Source organism: Nocardia alni (assembly GCF_019038435.1).
GTDB classification, from domain to species: domain Bacteria; phylum Actinomycetota; class Actinomycetes; order Mycobacteriales; family Mycobacteriaceae; genus Nocardia; species Nocardia alni.
On the sequence record NZ_JAGPOX010000092.1, the window covers coordinates 13,234 to 33,533 of the forward strand.

Consider the following 20,300-nt stretch of genomic DNA (forward strand, 5'->3'; position numbering starts at 1 on the left):
TACGGTCGGTCGGGCCGGTTCGGCCCTCCGGTGGCACAGACGGGACCGGATTCCCGCGGTGCAGCGGGGATTCACCTATTCGACACATAACCGACACGTCCGATTGTCGCTGGTCAGACGTTCAGATTCCGTTGGAACCCACCGCGATACGGTGGCGCAAACGGGGCGAAGGGTTCGACTACCGGGGCGTCGGGCGATACCATGGCTACTGGCGCGGTGATGTGTGCGACGAATACGATTGCATCCTCACCGCCAGAGACCTTCGAGTATCGGAGTTGACCTCATGACCGCAGAGTCCTTCCGGATCTTCGGCGTCGAGTCCATCGATGTCGATCGAGGTCCGACGGCTCTTCGGATGCTGGTCGGCACCCACTTGCGCAAGCTCCGTAACCAGGCGGGCGTCACGCCCGAGGAGGCCGCCGACTACATTCGCGGCTCCACCGCCAAGATCAGCCGACTCGAGTTGGGGCGCACGGGTTTCAAGGAACGCGACGTACGTGACCTGCTCGATCTCTACCGCGTCCGCGAGCGCGGCGATATCGATGTGTTCCTGGAGCTGGTCCGCAAGGCGAACGCGCCCGGCTGGTGGCACACTTACAGCGATCTGCTGCCGTCCTGGTTCGAGAACTTTCTCGGACTCGAACAGGCGTCCTTGTCGATCAGAACCTTCGAGGCGCAACTGGTTCCGGGCCTACTGCAGACCGAGGACTACGCCCGTGCGGTCGTCGCGCTCGGCCACGAGTCACTCGATTCGGCCCGCCGCGTCGAGCTACGCAAACGTCGTCAGGAACTGCTGACCCGCCCCAACGGCCCGACGCTGTGGGCCGTGCTGGACGAGTCGGTGCTGCACCGCCCGGTCGGCGGAGCCGCGGTGCTGCGCAACCAACTTCAGCATCTGGTGCGGGTGACAGAGGACTACCGGGTGACCATCCAGGTACTGCCGTACGCGGCCGGAGGTCATGCGGCAGTGGGTGGTTCGTTCACCATGCTGCGCTTCGCCGAGGAAGATCTGCCCGACATCGTCTACACCGAACAGCTGACCAGCTCGACGTACATGGACAAGCAGGTCGACCTGGAGAACTACCGGCGGGTGATGGACCGGGTATCCGTCCAGTCCGAGACACCCGATCGCTCCCGCGCGATGATCATCGAGGCCGCCGAGGCGCTCTGAGGGGGCCGGGGAGCTGAAGCCGACGGGCGCCTGGAGCGGGCTGCCGGTCGCGGAACGTGGGCTATGGTGGGCGACGAGTGTCGTTCGGGGAGTCCACAATCGGGGGAGGGTGAACAAATTGGAGCGTGGGGACCAGGATCCGGAGTGGCGGGCCGATAGCGGCTCGTTCAGCGCCTGGCGGATCATTCGACCGTGGTTACTGCTGTGCGGGGTGCTCGGTGTGGCACTGCTTGTCGCGGCGCGCGGGGACAGGATCGGGGCCTGGGCGTTCGTGAGCTGCCTGGTGGTCGGGGTGCTCGGCGGGTTGCTGGATTATCTGCACGTTCGCAGGCTGATCGTCGGATTGCGCGTCGAAAACGATTCCGCCGGAACGACCTTGACGCTGCGCCGCTACGACGGCCGAATCCGCAGTGCGGCACTGGCGGACGTCGAGCAGTTCCGCATCACCCGGAATTCGGCGGGTGAGCCCGAGGTCCTCGGCATCCTCCTGCGCGTCAGCGGCACGCGCTACCGAGCCGTCAAGGGCCCGAACGCCGATGCGCTGCTGACCGCGCTCACCTCCCGGGGCGTCACCGTCACGACCCGGGAGAAGAACTACGTCGAAGACTGACTCGGCTGCGACGCCGACGGAGAGGGCGCGAGGACCGGGTCGGGCTGCTGAGCCGACCCAGGCGCCGAGGCCACCCGGGAACGCAACGTGCGCAACGAGTCCGGGAACAGAGGCTCGGAGTCGGCCGGCTTGGCGGTGAATACCACGTACAGGATCACCAGCAGCACGCTCAGCCACACGTAGGAGTCACCGACGATGTGCTGCCACAGGGTCCAGGAGAATTCGCGGTTGCCGTCGCCCGGCTCGCGGTTCGAGGGGCCGTAGACGAAGTCCCACGCGGTGAACAGCAGCAGGGCGTACCAGAGCACGGCCTTGCGCGCGGGCAGCCGCCCGGCCGCGCCGAAGGCGGCCAGCAGTGCGGGGGCGATCCAGACCCAGTGGTGGGACCATGAGATGGGGGACACCAGCAGGGTGAACACGGCGTTGAAGGACATCGCCAGCGGTGGGTTGTCCGCCGCGCGGCGCATCGCGGCGACGGTCAGGACCAGCAGGGCCAGGCTCAGCACCGCCCACAGCGCGGTGAACGCCGGCTCGGGCACCTGAAAGCGAGCCAGCACGCCCTGGATCGACTGGTTGGTTTTGAACGCCGAACCGCTCAGGCCCGACACGTTGCCCATCCCGCCGAACCAGTACCGCACCGATTCGCCCGGCATCAGCACCCAGGCCAGCGCGGTCGCCACGACGCCGGTGATCGCGGCGGTGATCGCGGCCTTGTAGTCGCGGCGGATCAGGAAGTACAACACGAATGCGGCGGGCGTCAGCTTGATCGCGGCGGCGAGGCCGACCAGGATTCCGCGCTTCCAGACCGGCCGCTCGGACAGGCAGTCGACCGCTACCAGAACCATCAGGACCAGGTTGACCTGGCCGAAGTCCAGCGTCGAGTGAACCGGCTCCAGCAGCACGCCCAGTGGCACGGCACAGGCCGTCGCCCACAGTGCCAACTCGATGCCGCGCACGCCCCACAGCCGCCGCACCACCAGATAGAGCGTGATCGTCAGCGAAGCCACCGACAGGGCGAAGAACCCCACGCGCGCGGGGTTCCATGGGATCAGCGCGAAGGGGCCCAGCGCCAGCGCCGCGAACGGCGGATAGATGAACGGCAGCCCGATGCCCAGCGTGGTCTTCGGCAGCGTCCCGTACATGTTCGCGCCGTGGATCGCGGCCTGCACGCCCTCCCGATACACCTGTAGGTCGATATAGACACGACTGATCGGTTGCAACGGGAAGCTCGGGTGCATCAACCAGATCACCGATACGGCAATCAGGGTCGGCGGAATCAGCCAGAAGACCCGCCGAAACGACCGGGGCACAGGCTGCTGACGTGCGGATGCCGGAACACTAACCATCCGCAATGAGGTTACCTGCTCACCCCGCCCGCAAACGAACCCACCGTCCGCGGCTCCGCATGAGCGGCACCGTCACGGCCCGACCAGGACGGCTCCTACCCGGAACGTGTTCTAGATCACCACATCGACGCGGCCTCCCGATCGACTAGAGGTCCGCCCGTGGAGTCGCGGGCGGATGTTCGGTTGATCAAGACGAGTGAGGGGCCGCGACGGTCGTATATCTTCGCCCGCGGGATGGGGTGTGAGCAGGGAGTTTCCCCATTCGGCCGCGGGTGCGCCGACAGAGAGGGACAAACGCGACACGTATCGGACCGTACGATCAGGGACGCTATGACGATTATTCGAACGGATCGGCAGACCGGCGATGCGCCGCTGGTGCTCACCACCGAGGTGCCACGCAGCCTGTCGTTCGCCGACCAAACCGCGTTCTGGGCCAACCTCGGGGTCAGCCTCATCGGGTTCACCGGGGCGCTCTACGTGCTCAAACCGGCAGGTCATCCACAGTTGCCGATCTCGGGGGCGCTGCTGGCGACGATTCTGGGGACAGTGCTCGGGACCGCCATGGTGGCCGCGGCCGGTGCGGTGGGCACACGGACGGGCGCCCCGGCGATGGCGAATTTCCGCGGGCTGTTCGGGACGAGGCTGTCCTATCTGCCGACGATCGCCAATATCGTGCAGTGCATCGGGTGGGGTGTGTACGAGCTGACGGTGATCTCGGGCGGTGTGCTCGCGCTGACCCACGGGAAGGCCCCGCACGCGCCGGTGATCATCGCGGCGGGGGTGCTGTGCACCGCGATGTCCATCTGGCCGCTGCGGGTGCTGCACATTCTGCGGCGGTATGTTACGGTCGCCGTCGCGATCTCGCTGCTGTACTTCACCGTGCAGCTGCTGCGGCATCCGCTGCCGCACGTGTCGGGGACCTCGTGGAGCGGCTTCTTTCCCGGCGTGGACACCGCGCTGGCCGTCGCGGTGTCGTTCGTACCCCTGGCCGCGGACTACTCACGGCACGCCCGGACCGCGCGCGCGTCCTCGGGTGCGGCCATGCTGGGCTACTCGGTGGCGCAGAGCTGGTGCTATCTGCTCGGGGTGATCGCGCTGATCCAGGTCGGCGGCGATCCGGACAAGATCTTCGACACCTTCATGGGCGTCGCGGCCGGGTGGGTGTTCTTCGCGGTGCTGGTACTGCGCGAATCGGATCAGTCCTTCGCCAACGTGTACTCCACGGCGATGTCGATCCAGAATCTGCTGCCCCGGGTGGACCGGCGGATTCTGGCGGGTGCGGTCGGCGCGCTGGCCACGGTGCTCGCGCTGGGTGTGCACGATTTCACCGGCTTCTCGAATTTCCTGCTGCTGATCGGTTCGGTGTTCGTGCCGTTGTGCGCGGTGCTGGTGGTCGACTATTTCGCGCGGTCCGGCGAGCGCAGCCGGTGGAATCTGGATCAGGACGCTCCGGCGCGGCCGCTCATGCTGGTGCCCTGGGCGCTGGGTTTCGTGGTCTATCAGCTGCTCAACCCGGGGTCGATCGGCTGGTGGGCGCGGTTGTGGGGCCATGTCCAGGACGCGCTGGGCGTGCATCCGGGCTGGTGGTCCTCGGCGTCGCTGTTCTCCTTCGTCGTCGCGGGCCTGGCGACCGGCGTGCTGGTACTCCTCGAACGTCGCGTCACCCGCGGACGTGGGTGACGACCTGGTCTTCGGCATGGGCACGACCCCTTTGGTCGAGCCCGACTGGCCGTCGCTGACACTGCGCGAGATCAACGAGGTCCTGGCTTCGACTCCCGTGATCCCGGCATGTCCTCGGCCGGGATCCGCAGCCGGTGCCGGAGGGCCTGCCGCGGAGGGGATATCGGCTCGGTGGACAGCTGCGCAGGCCGTGGATATCACCTGGCGCAGCCCACGCCCGCTGTCGTCGACAGGCGAGGTGCGTATGGCCGACGGTACGACAGTCGTGGTGAAGCGCATGCCGGTCGCGCTGCGTGACGACGACGCGCTGGCCGAGGAACACGCGTTCATGGATCACCTTCGGGCGCAGGGGATGCCGATTCCGGCGGTGTGGTCGCGCACGAGCGGGGAATTCAGCTACGAATTCCAGCGACCGGGTGCGGGGGCCGATGCGTATCGCAGCGCGTTCTCCTGGTCTCCCTACCGCTCGCGCGCGCACGCCGAGGCCGCCGGACGCATGCTCGCGCGGATGCACCGGGCCGCGCGGGGTTACGACGCACCCGCCCGGCCGACGCGTCCGCTGTTGGCCGCGCTGTGCACCGATCCGGTCGCCGCGATCGAACAGCACGCCGCCGCCCGGCCCGCGGTGGCGGAATTCCTGTCCGAGCGGGACTGGCGCGCGGACCTCGGCGCCGCCCCGCGCGCGGTCGAGGCGTCGGACCTGGAACCGCTGTGGACACACAACGATTGGCACGGCACCAACCTGCTGTGGAGCGGTGACGAGATCACCTCGGTCTTCGACTTCGGCCTCGCCAACCGCACCGCCGCCGTGTTCGACCTGGCCGTTGCGATCGAACGTTTCGCCGTCGACTGGATCGCCCTGCGCGACAGCGGTTCCGCACAGATCCACGCCGAGCAGTTGGCGGCCTTCCTGCGCGGGTACCGCGAGGTTCGCCCGCTTACTTCCCGCGAACGCGTGATCCTGCCCGAGATCTTCCCCTTGGCGCATGTGCGCTACGAACTCTCCGAGATCGACTACTTCCTGTCGGTGTTGCCCGAATCGAACCGCGACAACGCCGAAATCGCCTATCGCAGCTATCTGATGGGACACCTGCATTGGGCGGAATCATCAGGTGGACATGCATTTCTCGAGCTTCTCGGCCACCTGGCATCGTTGTAGCAACCCAGAGACTCGGGTCACGCCCGTGGACTGCTAAATTCTGTCGGCACGTGAATGTGGCGCGGCGACGCCCACAGATGAAGGAGAGATGGTTGGCTATCCCGGAGCCAGGGCAGCGGGTCACCGGCAATGTATCGGCTAGCCGATGGAGGGCTCTGCGCGCGACCAAATCGGTGGAGCAGTCGTTGCGCGACACCGACGAGCCGGACACCAGACTCCGCAAGGACCTCACCGCGTGGGATCTGACCATCTTCGGTGTGGCCGTGGTGGTCGGCGCCGGTATCTTCACGCTCACCGCGCAGACCGCGGGCGCCGTCGCCGGTCCGTCGGTCTCGCTGGCCTTCGTCTTCGCCGCCATCGCCTGCGGGCTCACCGCGCTGTGCTACGCCGAGTTCGCCTCCACGGTTCCGGTGGCCGGCAGCGCCTACACCTTCTCCTACGCGACCTTCGGCGAGTTGATCGCGTGGATCATCGGCTGGGATCTGATTCTCGAGCTCGCCCTGGCCGTCTCGGTGGTGGCCAAGGGCTGGTCGCAGTATCTGGGCAATGTGATGGGGTCGCATTCCCCGGTCGCGCAGTTCGGTTCGGTGTCCTTCGACTGGGGGTCGGTGCTGCTGATCGCGGTGCTCACGGTGCTGCTGGCGATCGGTACCAAGGTGTCCTCGCGCGTGTCGGCCGTGGCGGTAGCGATCAAGCTCGCCGTGATCGCGGTCGTGGTGGTCGTCGGTCTGTACTACTTCAAGGCCTCGAATCTGAAGCCTTTCATTCCCCCGCCACAGTCGGCGAGCGGCGGTTCGGGCGTGCACCGGACGCTGTTCGAGTTGCTGACCGGCTCGAGCGGCAGCAACTTCGGTTGGTACGGCCTGCTGGCCGCGGCGAGCTTGGTCTTCTTCGCCTTCATCGGCTTCGACGTCGTCGCCACTGCCGCCGAGGAGACGAAGAATCCGCAGCGCAACGTCCCGCGCGGCATTCTCGGTTCACTGGCCATCGTGACCGTGCTGTACGTGGTGGTGTCGCTGGTGCTGACCGGCATGGTGCCCTACACCGATCTGTCGGGTAAGGACGCCACTCTCGCCACCGCATTCGCGGTTCACGGGGTGACCTGGGCGAAGAACCTCATCTCCATCGGCGCGCTGGCCGGTCTGACCACCGTGGTGATGGTGCTGTTCCTGGGCCAGACCCGCGTGCTGTACGCGATGGCGCGCGACGGGCTGCTGCCGCGTGCGCTGGCGCACACCGGATCCAAGGGCACGCCGGTGCGGATCACCGTGATCGTCGGGGTGGTCTGCGCGGTGCTGGCAGGGTTCGTGCAGTTCGGGACGCTCGAGGAGATGGTGAACATCGGGACGCTGTTCGCCTTCGTCCTGGTGTCGGTGGGCGTGCTGATCCTGCGCCGCACCCGACCGGATCTGCCGCGCGGGTTCCGGGTGCCGCTGGTGCCGCTCGTTCCGATCCTGGCGGTGCTGGCCTGCGCGTGGCTGATGCTGAACCTGTCGGTGGAGACCTGGCTGCGGTTCGTGATCTGGATGATCGTCGGGTTCGGGCTGTACTTCACCTATGGGGTGCGACACTCGCTGCTGCGCAAGGGTTCTCGGGACTGAACTCCCCGCTGTTCGGTGATGACGGCGACGCCCCGCTGCGGGAGGCCGGGGTCGGGGATGTCGCGCCGCGGGCCCCTGCCCATGGGAAATGCCTGCTGGGGGACGGTTTCCGAGGCCGCGTGGGCGGTGTGCGCCAGGGCGCGGGCGTGGTCGAGCTGTTCCATGACGGTGTTCCAGCCCGAATGCGCGGCGTTGGGGTGGGCGTTGCCGAGCATGTCGCGATGGATGCGCAGCAGGGTGCGGGTGACCTCGGAGGTGTAGACCGCGGCGGCCAGCGGCAGGGGCACCGTGGGGAGGCCGCGGTACAGCTCGGCGATGCGGTCGGTCAGCCAGTACGCCTCGAAATGAGCCTGGCCGTGTAGATCCTCGCCGGGTACGGCGACCGCGCTCGGCCCGGACGCGCGGGCTCTGTCCTCCAGTGTGCCGACGTCGGGGGCGGAGGCGAGCGAACGTCTCATTTCCGCGCCGACCACGCGGTAGAGCAGGCCCGCCAGCATGGCATGTTCCACTCCGGAGATGTCGTCGCCGCTCATCACCTGGTCCCAGACCTGTTCGGTGACGGTATCGACGTCGGCGTGCAGAATCGCCAGTGCCGCCCTGAGCTGTCCAGTAGTTGCCATCGTTCTACCCGCTTCCCCGACGCAGATCAGCACCCCACATACGGAGGTGGCCGGGCGGACAACCACCCCGGCTACTGAAAGGCTACCTTTTAGCAACCGAATTCTCTACAGGATGGGCCGCCGAATTTGGGCCGATCGAAGCAATTGTGCTGATAATCATGATCACTCGGCGATATGGTCGAAATGTTCCCTATGGGCGGTTCGGCGCTGGTCGATTGCTGTACAGGCTCAGTCGGTGCGTGATGTCTGGTCGGCCGACGCGCGTCCGGGCTCAGCCGGTGCATGGTGAGGGCCGCGGCCGGGCAGCCATGAGTCGAGCGCAGCGGAGTGAACCATCGACACGGGCGCCCGGCGCGCAACGGAGCCGAGCGCTGGCGAGGTGGAGTTGTGAGCCGTTCGGACCACCCGGATCGGCGCCGGTCGGTTCCGCGCTCCGGTGTAGCCGATAGCTGAAGGTGTGGGAGTGGACGTGGATTTCGCGCAGCCGTGAATGGCGGGAAGGACCTCGAGAAAGCGCCCGTCCGGCAGTTGTGCAGCCTGTGCCGCGGACCCCAGACCGGAGGTGAGGTTCGATGTGAGCCCCTGGAAGGTCGCAATACGCACAGAATTGGGCAGCGGAGAATTGCCGGGGTGTATTCGGCGCTATGGTATCGGCCTGCGCGGCCGTACTCGCGATAAATTTCGCCGTAGGCGTTCCGCATGTCGACCGAAAAATCCTGTAACGGAACAACAATTCGCCGATTATATGGTCGCGGGGCTGCCGCCGGATGCGACGGGGCAGCCGGTCCGGCCGATCGTTGATTCCGGCAGTCCCGGTGCGGCCGTGCGCAGCAGAGCCTCGGACACCGTCGGCACGTGCCCAGAAATGTCCTCGTACCTGGCCACATTCGCCTACAGCCCCACCCATCCGGACGCGTCGCCGCCGGACGCGAATGGCTGGAACTGCACCCCGTCGGCCGCACATCCGCACCCGATCGTGTTGGTGCACGGCACCTGGCTGAACGCGTAGGACGATTTGGCCGCCATGTCACCGGTTCTGGCTCGGGCGGGCTACGTCTACACATTCAATTTCGGACGCGCGGAAACATTCGTCGGTGGCGGCGTCGGAGCGATCCTGGCCGGAGTTTACAGGCCGGTCCGATCGTACAGTCCATAATGTAGCTGGGCGAATTCATGGGCCGGGCGCGCACGGTGGATCGTGCTGATAAAGTCGACTTCGTCGCGTATTCTCATGGCGCACCGGTCACCGAGCAGTATCTGAAATTCGACGGCGGCGCAGACAAGGTGGGCAAAAGGTGATGAATCCGATCGATATGGCGTTCCTGCGCGCCGGGCCCGGCGCGGCGGTGCACGATGTCACCCTGCAGGACGGATGCGAGCAGGATCTGTCCGATCATCTGATGTATTCGCCTCGGGCGGTGTCGATCGTGCCGCGTGCCCTGGATCCCGTCGCCCATCCCGCGCTCGTGCGCACGTTCAATCCGTGGCTGGTCGGCGGCGGTGGTCGACTGTGACAGTCCGGCCGCTGCGCCCCGACCGCGACCCGTTCCACCGCCCGCCCGCCGGATTCGAGCAGTGCGCACCGGGTACGGTGCTGCGCAGCCGGGTGATCGAGCCGGCGGTGTTCGGCGCCGTGCCGGTGCGTGTTTCGGCCTGGCAGTTGCTCTATCGCAGCCGGGATCGGGACGGTACGCCCGAGGCCGCGGTGACCACCGTGCTGGTGCCACGAGGCGCCGACCCGACACGCGGTGGCGCAACTGCGTCCCGGCCCGTGGTCTCCTTCCAATGTGCGATCGATGCCATTGCGCCGCAATGTTTCCCGTCGTACGCGCTGCGCCGGGGAGCGCGGGCGCTCGGGGCGATACCGCAGTTGGAGTTGCCGCTGATCGCCGCCGCCCTGGCGCGTGGGTGGGTGGTGTCGGTGCCCGATCACGGCGGCAGCGGCGGACGGTTCGGCGTGGCGCGCGAGCCCGGGTACCGGGCGTTGGACGGTGTTCGTGCGGCGCTGCGGTTCGCGCCGCTCGGGCTGAGCCCGCGCACATCCGTTGCGCTGTGGGGTTATTCGGGCGGGGGCCTGGCCACCGTCTGGGCCGCCGAACTCGCCGCCGAGTACGCGCCGGAACTGCGTATCGTCGGTGCGGTCGCCGGATCCCCGGTCGGCGATCCGGGCGCGGCCTTCGTACGCCTCAACGGGACGCTCTTCGCCGGATTCGCCATGGTGTTCCTCGCGGGTCTGCGCCGGGGCTATCCGAGCCTGGATCCGATCCTGCGTGCGAACCTGGATCCGGAATATCTGGCGATGCTGGCGAAAGCCGAAGTGAGCGCGACACTTCCACTGTTGGTGCGCCTGGCGCGTCGCGATGCGGACAAACATTCCGAGCGTGGGGTTCGGGCGCTGATCCGCACGTCGGATCTTCAGTCGATCATCCACGACATCCGCCCGGGCGGCACGGCCCCTGAGATGCCGCTGCTGGTGCTCCAGGCAGTCAACGACGAGGTGGTGGCCGTCGCCGATGTCGATGCTCTGGTACGGCGCTACGTCACCGCGGGCGCGCGGGTGTGGTACCTGCGCGACCGCCTCAGCCGGCATCTGCCGCTCCAGTTCCTCGGAGTCCCGGTCATGGTGGACTGGATCGCCGACAGGTTCGCCGGCGTGCCCGCACCGAGCGGCACGACGACCGTGTGGTCGGTGTCGACGACCCGGGCGGCGCTGCGCGGGCACAGGGAGCTGGCCGGGCTCACCGCGCGTCTGCTCACGGGCCGTCCGATCCGTGCGAAAGATGCTGTGACCGTCGATGATCCGGCACCGTGGACCCCGGTCGAGAGCCTGCCGAGCTGACCGACGCCGCTACACCGGCTGCGGCAGTTGCGCCTCGCGCTCGTCGAATTCCACACGGGCGGTGCTCAGTTGCTCCTGATGGGCGACGATCCACATACCCATGGCGTGGGTGATCCGCCCCAGATCCCGGCCCAGCTCGGTCAGCGAATATTCCACGCGCGGAGGGACGGTCGGGTAGACAGCGCGGTGCACCAGGCCCTCTCGCTCGAGGGTGCGCAAAGTCTGGGTGAGCATCTTCTGAGTGATCCCGTCCAGACGCCGGCGCAAGGCGTTGAACCGAACCGGGCCGTCGCTCGCGCGCAGGACGCCCAGCACCAGCAGCACCCACTTGTCGGCCAGTACGGCGAGCAACTCCCGTGCTGGACAGCGGTGCACATAGCTGTCGACGAGATCGGACGGGTCGAGCCAGCGATCGACAGTATCCATCAGGTACCTCGGTATCGAAAAAGTGCCTACTTCCCAACGGATACTACCCGCAACAGAATCACTGATATGCGAGCAATCACTCAGAACAGATTCGGTGGTCCGGACGTCCTCGAGACCGTCGAGGTCCCGCGCCCGACGCCCGGGCCGGGGGAGGTCCTGGTGCGGGTAACGGCCACCTCGGTGAATCCGGCCGACTGGAAGCTGCGGTCGGGAGAGGTGACCAGGCTCGGCGAGCCCCCCTTCACACTGGGGTTCGACGTCTCGGGGACCGTGGTCGAGGCGGTCGGCGATGTCACCGAATTGCGGCCCGGCGACCAGGTTTTCGGCATGTTCCTCACTCGCTTCGGGGCCTACGCGGAATACGTCGCGGTACCGGCGAATCTTCTGGCGATTCGACCCGGCCGACTGGACGACGCCGACGCGGCGGCCCTGCCGACCGCCGCGTTGACGGCCTGGCAGGCTCTGGCGGATCTGCGTGCCGGACAACGGATCCTGATCCACGCGGCGGCGGGCGGTGTCGGTCACCTGGCCGTGCAGATCGCCAAGGCCCGCGGGGCGTACGTGATCGGCACCGCCCGCACGGTCAACCATGTATTCCTGCGCTCCCTCGGCGCGGACGAGTTGATCGACTACACCGTGGTCGATTTCGCCGAGGCGGTGCATGAGGTCGACGTCGTGCTGGACCTGATCGGTGGTGACTACGGGCAGCGTTCGCTGCGCACGCTACGGGCGGACGGACGCTATATCGATGCGCAGGGCTCGGACGCCGAGGGCGATCCGCGCTACGTCCGGTTCTATGTGACGCCCAGCGGCACGGACGCCCACGAACTCGGAAACCTGGCCGCACAGGGGAAATTGCGTGTCGACATCGCGCGGGTGATGCCGCTCGCGGATGTCGCCGAGGCCCACAAGCTCAGCGAGTCGGGCCGCGTCCGCGGCAAGATCGTCTTGACCCCGTGGATCGCTGGCGTATAGGAGAGAACCGGCCTCCCGCTGCATTATGCGACCCGATTTCGCGGTTTCCGGACTGCCGGAGCGGGAAAATGCAGCGTCAGGCCGGATACCTCTATCGGTATTCCGCCAGACGCGGCCGGATGCCGAGGAATGCTGCGATCGTGATCAGGGCGAACAGCGCGTAGGGGATCCAGTCGGTCCAGCCGCCGAGGTCATTGATTCCGGCCGGGATGGCCGCGTCGAAGGCATGCTGGTTCACGTCGGTCACGGAGTTCAGCTGGATGTTGTAGGCCGCGAAGTCGCCGTCGGAGGATCCGTAGTCGGTACTGGTGTAGAACGAGATCGCTTGCTGCAGATTGGTTTCCGCCTGCGCGCGGAAGATCGTGTCGTCTTGCTGGTAGGTATGGTAGGCAGCCAGCGTGGCGCGCGCGGAAATGTCCTCGCCGAGGAAGTCGATGTTGTGCAGTTCGTCGCCGAACAACCCACCGATCGTCAGGCCGTTTCCATCGATGAAGGTGCCCATGGCCGTGGTGAGGGCCGGGTAGTACTGCGCAAAAGTGCTCGCGTCCACCTGTGCCAGTACCTGCGACTTGGTGAAGAACGCCGGCTCGTATTGCTGGGCACGGGTCGGATCAACCAGATACCGGCTCTCGTCGGCGTTGGCGTCGAATCCGATCGCACGCGCCTGCTCCACTATGAGCAGCGAATCGAAGGCATCCTGTTTGGCGATCCTCAACTGGGTACCGGCCTGGGTGGTGGCGATCGCGCCGCCGATCACGAGCACCAGCGCCAGGACGGTCGCCACCAGCAGCGCGGGGTTGAGCAGGCGGCGCATGGTCAGGCGCAGCATGACCTGCAAGCCGATCAGCGCGGCGAACAACACCACCGCGAATACGCCCAGCCACGCATCCGTGACGACCGAATCGTGTCGTGTCGCGGTGTAAGCGCTTTGCAGCACATTGTTGTTGGCGTGAGTGAGATCCTGGATGGTCCCCAGCGTGGTCGCCATCAGATCGGTGGCCTGCCGATACTCGTTCAGGATGTCGGGCGAGGGATGGCCCGCCGGATTGTGCTCGGAGGCGTCCAGCAGTTGGATGTTCGCCGCCAGTGCCTCGTACTGGCCGAAATGGTCGAATATGCTGCTCAAGGTGGCCTGGGTGGCGGAGTCGCCGCCGGCGACGGTGGTGGCAAGGCGCAGGTCGTCACCGGCCTGTACCCGGCACTGCTCATATGTTCGCAGCGCGGTCGCCCGGGTGACCGCCAGGGCCGGATCGTCGCCCGCCAGAAGCAGATTCCCGATCTGTGAATCCATATCGGCGAGCGCGGAGGCCATATCCTCGGTAGCCGCGACGCCCGGTGCGGTGTGGTGGCCGAGCGAATCGATCCCGCCGCGAATCGACCCGGCTCCGAGCGCGATCGTGACTGCCGCCCCGAACGCCGCGACGATCGCGACGATCGCGAGCAGCCGGATCCACGCCGGATGGTCTCCGCGCCCCGGCAGCCGCGCGCCGATCACGGTCAACGGGCCGCGAGGGCCCGTTTGTTCGTCATGGCCGGACTCCGGTCGGAGCGGTGCGGCGGTCACCATGAGCGCACCCCCGACTTCGGCGCCGATTCCGAACGCACGCCGGGATGACCGGTCCGGGGTTGGACGATGTTCACATCGGATCCTTCATCAGGTGTCGAGGCTTGCGGTGCGTCAGAACCAGGTCAGCGGACGTATCTGGTTGGCGCGGGTGACCAGATCGCGGCGGCTGCGTTTGTCGGGAGTCAAGCGGGCGAGTGTGCGGTACTGGGTCTCCAGGGCGCGGCGCAGGGGCCGTTCTTCCAGTGGGCAGTCGAGCACACGCAGATCGGTGGGTGCGCCGTTGTGCGCTGACACGAGCGCACGGGCCGCGTCGAGAACCTGAATTTCGAAGTGCGCCTTACGCTCCGGTTCCAGATCCAGTTCTTCCAACCGCTGTCCCGCGGTCGCCAGATACTCCCGGCCCGACGTGGCTGCCGCCGCATGCACCCGGATGCGCACCGCCGCGAGGCGAGCCGACACGTGATGGTTCGAGGTCTCGGGCACCGATTCCACCGTGGCGATCGCACCATCGAAATCACCCTTGGCCATCAGGGTTCGCGCCAGACCGAACCCGGCGCTGGGGTAATTCGGATCGGTCCGCCATACGAGCCGGTAGAGCTCACCCGCGGAGGCGGGGTCGCCGCCGCATTCGAGGGATGCGGCCAGGGCGAGTTTGGGCGCGGCCTCACCGGGCAGGAGATCGTAGATTTCGTCGAAACATTCCAGGGCTGCATCGGTATCGCCGCTGGTGAGCGCCGCCAAACCGCGATGCCACACGATCCGCCAATCGGTGGCCTCGGTGGCCTCCCACTGATCGAGTTCGGCTGTGGCTGTGGCGATGTCGCCGGACTCCAAGCGCGCCCGCACCAGTGCCAGACACACCTCGTAGGTCTGATCGGGCACGGCGGTCAGCATCGCGACCATGCGCGCCGGATCACCGCTGATGGTGGCCAGTCGGCGCGCGGCCGGATCGGCCGTATCCACCAGGGGCACCGGCAGATTCCGTGCCACCGCGGCGGGGGCGAGCGGGGTGGGCAGTCCCGGGGATCGGCGCCGAACACCCCACGCTCGGCGCCGAACGTCGGTGAGGGCGCGGGGTGCGGCACACCGTCTTCGGCCGCCACCACCTCGCGCAGCACCCCGGTGAGCTGTTCGGCCATCTCGGACGCCGAACCGAAGCGGTCGCCCGGCGCGGGCGCGGTGGCGCGCAGCAGCAGCCGCTCGAACGACGGATGTTGTTGCAGTACGGGTATGTCCGTCGCCGGTGGCAGCTCGTGCAGATACCGCTTGCGGTAGTCGAAGTTGAACGTCAGCACCGCCAGCGTGCGCCCGATGGTGTAGAGGTCCGATTCGATCGAGGAGCCCTCGGCCTCGAGTTCCGGTGCGCAGTAGCCGTCGGTCTTGAAACCGACGCTCTCCTGGTCGTCCATTCGGCGCACCGCGCCCAGGTCGATCAGTTCGAGGCGTTCCTCGCACTGGATGACGTTGTCCGGCTTGAAATCACAGTAGAGCAGGCCCAGCGAGTGCAGATAGCCCATGGCGGGCAGGATTTCGAGCATGTAGGCCAAAGACTGTGCGGGCGGCAGCGGTTCGAGCCGACCGGTCCCGTTGCGATTGGACCGCAACTCCTTCAGCGATACCCCGCCGACATACTCCATCACGATGTAACCGACCAGCTCACCGCTGCGCGGATCGGGATGCTGGACGAAGTTGTAGATCTTGACGATATTCGGGTGCTCGACGGTGGCCAGGAATTGCCGCTCGGCCACCGCGGCGGCCATGGCGTCGCTGTCGCCGCTGTCCAGCAGGCCCTTGAGTACCACCCACCGGTCGCTGACGTTGCGGTCCCGAGCCAGATAGATCCAGCCCAGGCCGCCGTGCGCCAGAGCGCCGAGCACCTCGTACTGCCCGGCGACCAGATCGCCCGGCGAGAGTTTCGGGGCGAAGGAGAATCCGGCGCCGCAGTGCGCGCAGAAGCCCTCGCTGCGTCCGGCGACCCCGTCGTGCCCCCGGCCGATCGGGTTGCCGCACCGGCTGCAGAACCGGTCGTGCTCGGGGACCTGTGGATCGGTCAGGATCGCGGTCGAGGGGTCGCGGTAGGGCACCGGCGCGATGGTGACCAGCCCCGCGCCGAGGTGGCCGCGGTTGGAGCGGGCGCTGCGGGTCGAGCGCGAGCGGCTCGAGCTGCGGCGGGTCGAGCGCCGGGAGATGCCGCTCGGGGTGGATCCGATGGTGGCCGGGGTGGACGCTGCGGCGGGTTCGGGTGCGAGCCCGCAGACGTCGCAGTAGCCGTCCTCGATGGTTCCGGTGCAATCCGGCTGCTCACAGCGTGCCACCACACAAACCCGTTCCATTGCCCAAGCCCGCGTGGAACTCCTCCCCACCCGGTAATCCACATGCTGCCAGAGGTGAGCGTAAACAGCCCGTAAGTTTATCGGAGCGGGATTTTCCGCGTGTCGAGCGCGGATTTGGTGTGTCTGCCTGCGGGACAGGCGGCAAATACGGTTGAATGATCGTGATCGACGAGTTCTGCCTGCTTGCCCCCGCCACCTCCGGGAGTCAACGTCTCGGGTGGCCACACCAGCATCACCTCAGCATCCGAGAGGACAACGAACGTGAGCATGGTTCTCGCCGCACACGAGATGTATACGACGGTGCTGGCCCAGGTCGGCAACCCCACCCCGGAGACGCCCCCGGCGGCGGACAAGCTGCTCAAAATGGTCCGGTACTTCACCTGGTTCGTCCTGCTGTCCGGCGTCACCGCGGTCACCTACGGCGGCGGCAGGTTCGCCTGGGAGAAGTGGAGCGGCGGCGGTCTGGAGTCGCCCAAGATGGTCGCGGGCGCGATGATCGGCGGCGGCGTGGCCACGAGCGCCGGAACGATCATGAACGCTGTCATCGGCAGCTGATCCCGCTGCCGACAGTGAACGAAGGTCCCCGGAGCCGACCGGTTCCGGTATGTCGGGGGACCTTCGTTCAGTGTGTGTCAGCCTTGCGTGAGCATGCCTTGCATCTGCTGGATCTCCGCCTGCTGGTTGGTGATGATGTTGTGCGCCAGCGTCTTCGCGTCGGGGTTCACGCCGCTCGCCAGTTCGGTGTTCGACATCGTGACGGCGCCCTGGTGGTGCGCGATCATCATCTTCAGCCACATCGTGTCGAAGGCGTGGCCGGTCGCGTTCTGTAGCGCCGTCATCTGATCCTGCGACATGACACCGTCCATGGGGTGATCCATCGTCGTAGAGGGGGTGGGCTTGCCGAAGCTGTGCAGCAGGTCGGCGAACTTCGCCATCTCCGGGGCCTGCGCCTTCTCGATATTCGCCGCCAGCGTCAGCAGCTGCTGATTCTGCGATTTGCCCGGCACCATCTTCGCCATGTCGATCGCCTGTGCGTGATGTGGATACATCATCTGCAGGAAGGTGACGTCGGCATCGTTGAAGTCGGTGCGGGTGGGCTTACCGGTCGCGGAAGCCTGGCTCGTGCCCGGCGTAGTCGCCGTCGAGCTGGGCGTGCCGGATGATCCGCCGGAGTTGTTGCTACAGCCCGCGATGAGCAGGGCGGCGGCGATTCCGGTGCCGGCCAGGGTGATTCGGGTACGGCGTGCGAGCATGGTTGTCCTCCTGGGGAGTTGCCGATTCGGCGGGTGATGAGTACCGAAAACCCGCATCCGCGTGGGGTTCACGCCGATGCGGCGGTGCATCAGATCCGCAGAATCGATAATTCGGCCAGAGAGGGCATGGTCCACGGTGGTGGGCGGGTGCGCCGGGACAACCGGTGCCGCGCGGTCCGGGCGCCTGCGTATGGATCTGCCCCGATGCGCCCGAGAAGAACCAGCCCCAGCGTCAATGCCAGCAGGGTGAGAATGAATACGCAGGCGTGCATGCCGCCGTGCATCCCGCATCCGCAGCCGTCGCAGCCGAGCCCGGTGCGCGCGGGCATGGGCTGACCAGCCATCGCATTTGCGGACGTCGCTGTGTCACGACTCGACATGACGTGGTCACCGGTCGGCGTGATGTGGTCCATCATCCTGGTCTGGACGCTGATCGTCTGCGCCGCAGCATCTCCGGACATGTGATGAGACGGGGCGACAACCAGGATGTGCATGATCGCGACACCCGCCAGCAGCACCAGCAAGCCCGCCGCCCGGACATATCCGGGGGCGAGGTGTCGGAGCCCGGCGTTCACGGTCGACAGTCTAGCGGACTGTCAGATACCCCTGGCAGGTATGTGGCCGAGTAGCCCATGGCATTGGTCATGACGATCGCCGCCGCCGGTATGCCCAAGGGCCGCGTTTCACCCTCGGTCGCCCCGGAACCGGCCGCGATCATGGACTGAGTCGGCCCGGCGTGCCTCCGGCTGGGATCCACGTCGGGCCGAGGGAGGCGACGTGGATCCCAGCCGGAGGCACGCAGGGTGGCGCCAGTCGGCCGGGGTATTCGGGGTGCCGACCGATCCGAGGCCGAGATGACTTCGAATACCCAGTGGTGCTCGGTGGTTGCCGTTCGGCCTGCCGGGCACTGCTCGGATACGACCGGCGTCGATGGGATCCAAGGCACAATGAGCCGCCTGGTGACCATCGGCGCCGGCCCTGGGCATGATCCGCTCAGCTCTTGCTCTGCTGGAGGGCGAGGATCCGGCTCACCGCCTCGACATCATGGGTCGTCGCGTCGTACAGCTGGGCCAGATCCTGCCTGAGGGCCGTGCGCGAGTTGCCGTCCAGGTAGATCATGTGGCCGGACGGGTAGAAGCGGGTGGTCAGATTCTTGCGGATGGCCGCGTCTGCCAGCGGCATGTTCAACAGGTCGAGCACCGTCTGATAGAACGGGGTCACGTAGTCGTAATACCCGTTGGCGGACAACACCTTCAGGTCGACGTTGATCGCCATCAGGGCTGCCAGATCGCCTGCGGTGTACAGCGCCCCGGCCGCGGCGGGCTGTTTCGCGCCGGTCGGGTCGACGTGGGTGTAGTCCCAATTCTGGAAAACCGCGTCGTTGAGGTCGACGAAGTCCGAGGTCGAGGTGTACTTCAGCTGCTCGTTGAGGTAGACGTTCCACATCGTGGTGTAGACGCCGGATACCGCCGCCATCGTCGGATCGTTGCCGCCGGAGTTGGATTGGATGTTGCCCGCGATACCCGAGTCGATCCCTGTCACCCGGCCGTCGTACGCGCCGAGGGCCAGGCTCTTATCGGCCAGCAGGGTGGTCAGGAAAGGTTGGCCGACGGCCAGACTCCACGATGTCAGGGTGTTCTTGTCGATGCCGGTATACGCGACGAGCTTGTCCACCGTGGCCGGATCGGGATTCGGAAATGCTTGCAGCGCGGTGGTATACGGGCCGCTGGCGAACTGCTCGACCTCGGCGGCGAGGGCCGTGAGGTCGGCGGGGGGAGGGGTGAGGCTCTGGCGCTTGTGGTACCACGCGTCGGCGGCGGCGGTCGGCAGAATGCCGACCGCGTTGCCCGAGGTGCGATAGTCCAGGATCGAGGACTGCAGGGTGACGCCGTTGAGGTCGACGCCGTCCTCGTGCAGCATGTACGCGAGCACGCAGCTGCGCGGGGTGCCGTACGACTCGCCGAACAGGTATTTCGGGGAGTTCCAGCGGCTGTTCTTGGTCAGATACCGCTTGATGAAATCCTTCAGCGAGGTGGCGTCGGTGTCGGTGCCCCAGAACTCGCGATTCTTGTGCGGTGCGATGGCCGCGGAGTACCCGGTGCCGACCGGATTGATGAACACCAGATCGCTCTTGTCGAGCAGGGAATCCGGGTTGTCCTCCATCGAATACGGTGCGGGCGGAGTGAAACTCGGCATATCGGTCTTGATCCGGCGCGGTGCGAACGAGCCGAGCAGTACGAAGACCGACGACGAGCCGGGGCCGCCGTTGTAGAAGAAGGTGACCGGACGCGACTGTTCCGACTGGCCGTCCTCGGTGAACGCGACGTAGAAGAACTTCGCGTTCGGTGTGGATTCGCTCGGATCGACCGTGACGAGATGTCCGGCCGTTGCGGTGTAGGCGATCTCGCGCCCGCCGAGGGTGATCGTGTGATGGGTGACGGCCGCGGCCTCGGTGGTGTCGGTGATGTTGTCGTCCGGGCCGCTGCCATAGGCGACGGGATCGGCGAACGGTTGATCGGTACTCATCGAAAACCACCCCATAGTTCGATTCGAGACAGCAAATCGTTTGGGGCGCTGCTTTTTTCGAACGACCCCCTGGCCGAGCTGCCATGTATGGGGCTCAGCCTACAAGTGCCGGACGGTCCGCGCCAGAGGAATCTGTGAGTACTCCGGGAACGGGTTGGAGCAACCTCCCAGCAGCGTGCGCCGACCCGCCGTGC

Annotated in this window: 19 protein-coding genes; 10 read left to right on the top strand and 9 right to left on the bottom strand. The window is 66.7% G+C overall.

What is annotated here, in order from left to right:
• Positions 1-283 precede the first annotated feature (283 nt).
• Positions 284-1,171, top strand: coding sequence for a Sco1979 family transcriptional regulator (locus JZ791_RS28900; protein ID WP_216898511.1), 888 nt, complete (start codon positions 284-286; stop codon positions 1,169-1,171).
• 109 nt (positions 1,172-1,280) lie between these two features.
• Entirely contained in the window at positions 1,281-1,781 is a 501-nt protein-coding gene (locus tag JZ791_RS28905) for a hypothetical protein (RefSeq protein WP_216898512.1), read from the top strand.
• Here the strand turns inward: JZ791_RS28905 and JZ791_RS28910 are convergent.
• On the bottom strand, positions 1,766-3,127 hold the full coding sequence (locus JZ791_RS28910) for a glycosyltransferase 87 family protein (RefSeq protein WP_216898513.1): 1,362 nt from the start codon (positions 3,125-3,127) through the stop codon (positions 1,766-1,768). The genes JZ791_RS28905 and JZ791_RS28910 overlap by 16 nt on opposite strands.
• Before the next feature lie 330 nt (positions 3,128-3,457).
• On the opposite strand from JZ791_RS28910, the gene JZ791_RS28915 reads away from it, so the two are divergent.
• From JZ791_RS28915 to JZ791_RS28925, 3 genes are all read left to right on the top strand, one after another.
• Positions 3,458-4,807 (top strand): purine-cytosine permease family protein, encoded by a 1,350-nt coding sequence (locus tag JZ791_RS28915; RefSeq protein WP_216898514.1) that lies wholly within the window; start codon positions 3,458-3,460, stop codon positions 4,805-4,807.
• On the top strand, positions 4,800-5,966 hold the full coding sequence (locus JZ791_RS28920; protein ID WP_216898515.1) for a phosphotransferase enzyme family protein: 1,167 nt from the start codon (positions 4,800-4,802) through the stop codon (positions 5,964-5,966). Before JZ791_RS28915 ends, JZ791_RS28920 begins: the two co-directional genes overlap by 8 nt.
• A 98-nt stretch (positions 5,967-6,064) precedes the next feature.
• On the top strand, positions 6,065-7,567 hold the full coding sequence (locus tag JZ791_RS28925; RefSeq protein WP_438804566.1) for an APC family permease: 1,503 nt from the start codon (positions 6,065-6,067) through the stop codon (positions 7,565-7,567).
• On the opposite strand, the gene JZ791_RS28930 is transcribed toward JZ791_RS28925, so the two are convergent.
• Positions 7,522-8,187, bottom strand: a complete 666-nt coding sequence (locus JZ791_RS28930; RefSeq protein WP_216898517.1) for a hypothetical protein — start codon at positions 8,185-8,187, stop codon at positions 7,522-7,524. The two genes, JZ791_RS28925 and JZ791_RS28930, sit on opposite strands and share 46 nt — an antisense overlap.
• A gap of 865 nt (positions 8,188-9,052) precedes the next feature.
• Here JZ791_RS28930 and JZ791_RS28935 point away from each other — a divergent pair.
• The 3 genes from JZ791_RS28935 to JZ791_RS28945 all read left to right on the top strand — a co-directional run bounded on the left by JZ791_RS28935 (position 9,053) and on the right by JZ791_RS28945 (position 11,026).
• Positions 9,053-9,196, top strand: a complete 144-nt coding sequence (locus JZ791_RS28935) for a hypothetical protein (RefSeq protein WP_216898518.1) — start codon at positions 9,053-9,055, stop codon at positions 9,194-9,196.
• Between the two features lie 289 nt (positions 9,197-9,485).
• Positions 9,486-9,701, top strand: coding sequence for a hypothetical protein (locus tag JZ791_RS28940; protein WP_216898519.1), 216 nt, complete (start codon positions 9,486-9,488; stop codon positions 9,699-9,701).
• Complete coding sequence (locus tag JZ791_RS28945; RefSeq protein WP_308163135.1) at positions 9,698-11,026, top strand: lipase family protein; 1,329 nt, start codon at positions 9,698-9,700, stop codon at positions 11,024-11,026. The genes JZ791_RS28940 and JZ791_RS28945 overlap by 4 nt, the downstream gene beginning before the upstream one ends.
• A 9-nt stretch (positions 11,027-11,035) precedes the next feature.
• Here JZ791_RS28945 and JZ791_RS28950 read toward each other — a convergent pair whose 3' ends face one another.
• A complete protein-coding gene (locus tag JZ791_RS28950) occupies positions 11,036-11,452 on the bottom strand; it encodes a winged helix-turn-helix transcriptional regulator (RefSeq protein WP_216898521.1) in 417 nt (138 codons plus the stop codon).
• A 66-nt stretch (positions 11,453-11,518) separates the two neighbouring features.
• Between JZ791_RS28950 and JZ791_RS28955 the strand changes: the two genes are divergently transcribed.
• Positions 11,519-12,427: an NADP-dependent oxidoreductase gene (locus JZ791_RS28955; protein WP_216898522.1), complete on the top strand. Its 909-nt coding sequence runs from the start codon at positions 11,519-11,521 to the stop codon at positions 12,425-12,427.
• A gap of 91 nt (positions 12,428-12,518) precedes the next feature.
• Here the strand turns inward: JZ791_RS28955 and JZ791_RS28960 are convergent, their stop codons facing one another.
• From JZ791_RS28960 to JZ791_RS28965, 3 genes are all read right to left on the bottom strand, one after another.
• Positions 12,519-13,994: a GlnX family signal transduction membrane protein gene (locus tag JZ791_RS28960; RefSeq protein WP_216898523.1), complete on the bottom strand. Its 1,476-nt coding sequence runs from the start codon at positions 13,992-13,994 to the stop codon at positions 12,519-12,521.
• Positions 13,995-14,105: 111 nt separating this feature from the next.
• The gene (locus tag JZ791_RS45335; protein WP_308163136.1) at positions 14,106-14,966 is read right to left on the bottom strand and encodes a tetratricopeptide repeat protein; all 861 of its coding nucleotides are present in this window, start codon (positions 14,964-14,966) and stop codon (positions 14,106-14,108) included.
• The gene (locus JZ791_RS28965) at positions 14,882-16,312 is read right to left on the bottom strand and encodes a serine/threonine protein kinase (RefSeq protein ID WP_308163137.1); all 1,431 of its coding nucleotides are present in this window, start codon (positions 16,310-16,312) and stop codon (positions 14,882-14,884) included. Before JZ791_RS28965 ends, JZ791_RS45335 begins: the two co-directional genes overlap by 85 nt.
• Before the next feature lie 282 nt (positions 16,313-16,594).
• Here JZ791_RS28965 and JZ791_RS28970 point away from each other — a divergent pair, with 282 nt between their 5' ends.
• On the top strand, positions 16,595-16,882 hold the full coding sequence (locus JZ791_RS28970; RefSeq protein ID WP_216898535.1) for a hypothetical protein: 288 nt from the start codon (positions 16,595-16,597) through the stop codon (positions 16,880-16,882).
• A gap of 77 nt (positions 16,883-16,959) precedes the next feature.
• On the opposite strand, the gene JZ791_RS28975 is transcribed toward JZ791_RS28970, so the two are convergent.
• From JZ791_RS28975 to JZ791_RS28985, 3 genes are all read right to left on the bottom strand, one after another.
• On the bottom strand, positions 16,960-17,580 hold the full coding sequence (locus tag JZ791_RS28975) for a DUF305 domain-containing protein (protein ID WP_216898524.1): 621 nt from the start codon (positions 17,578-17,580) through the stop codon (positions 16,960-16,962).
• Between the two features lie 89 nt (positions 17,581-17,669).
• The gene (locus JZ791_RS28980; RefSeq protein WP_216898525.1) at positions 17,670-18,155 is read right to left on the bottom strand and encodes a DUF6153 family protein; all 486 of its coding nucleotides are present in this window, start codon (positions 18,153-18,155) and stop codon (positions 17,670-17,672) included.
• Positions 18,156-18,573: 418 nt separating this feature from the next.
• Positions 18,574-20,106, bottom strand: coding sequence for a S10 family peptidase (locus JZ791_RS28985; protein WP_216898526.1), 1,533 nt, complete (start codon positions 20,104-20,106; stop codon positions 18,574-18,576).
• Positions 20,107-20,300 lie beyond the last annotated feature (194 nt).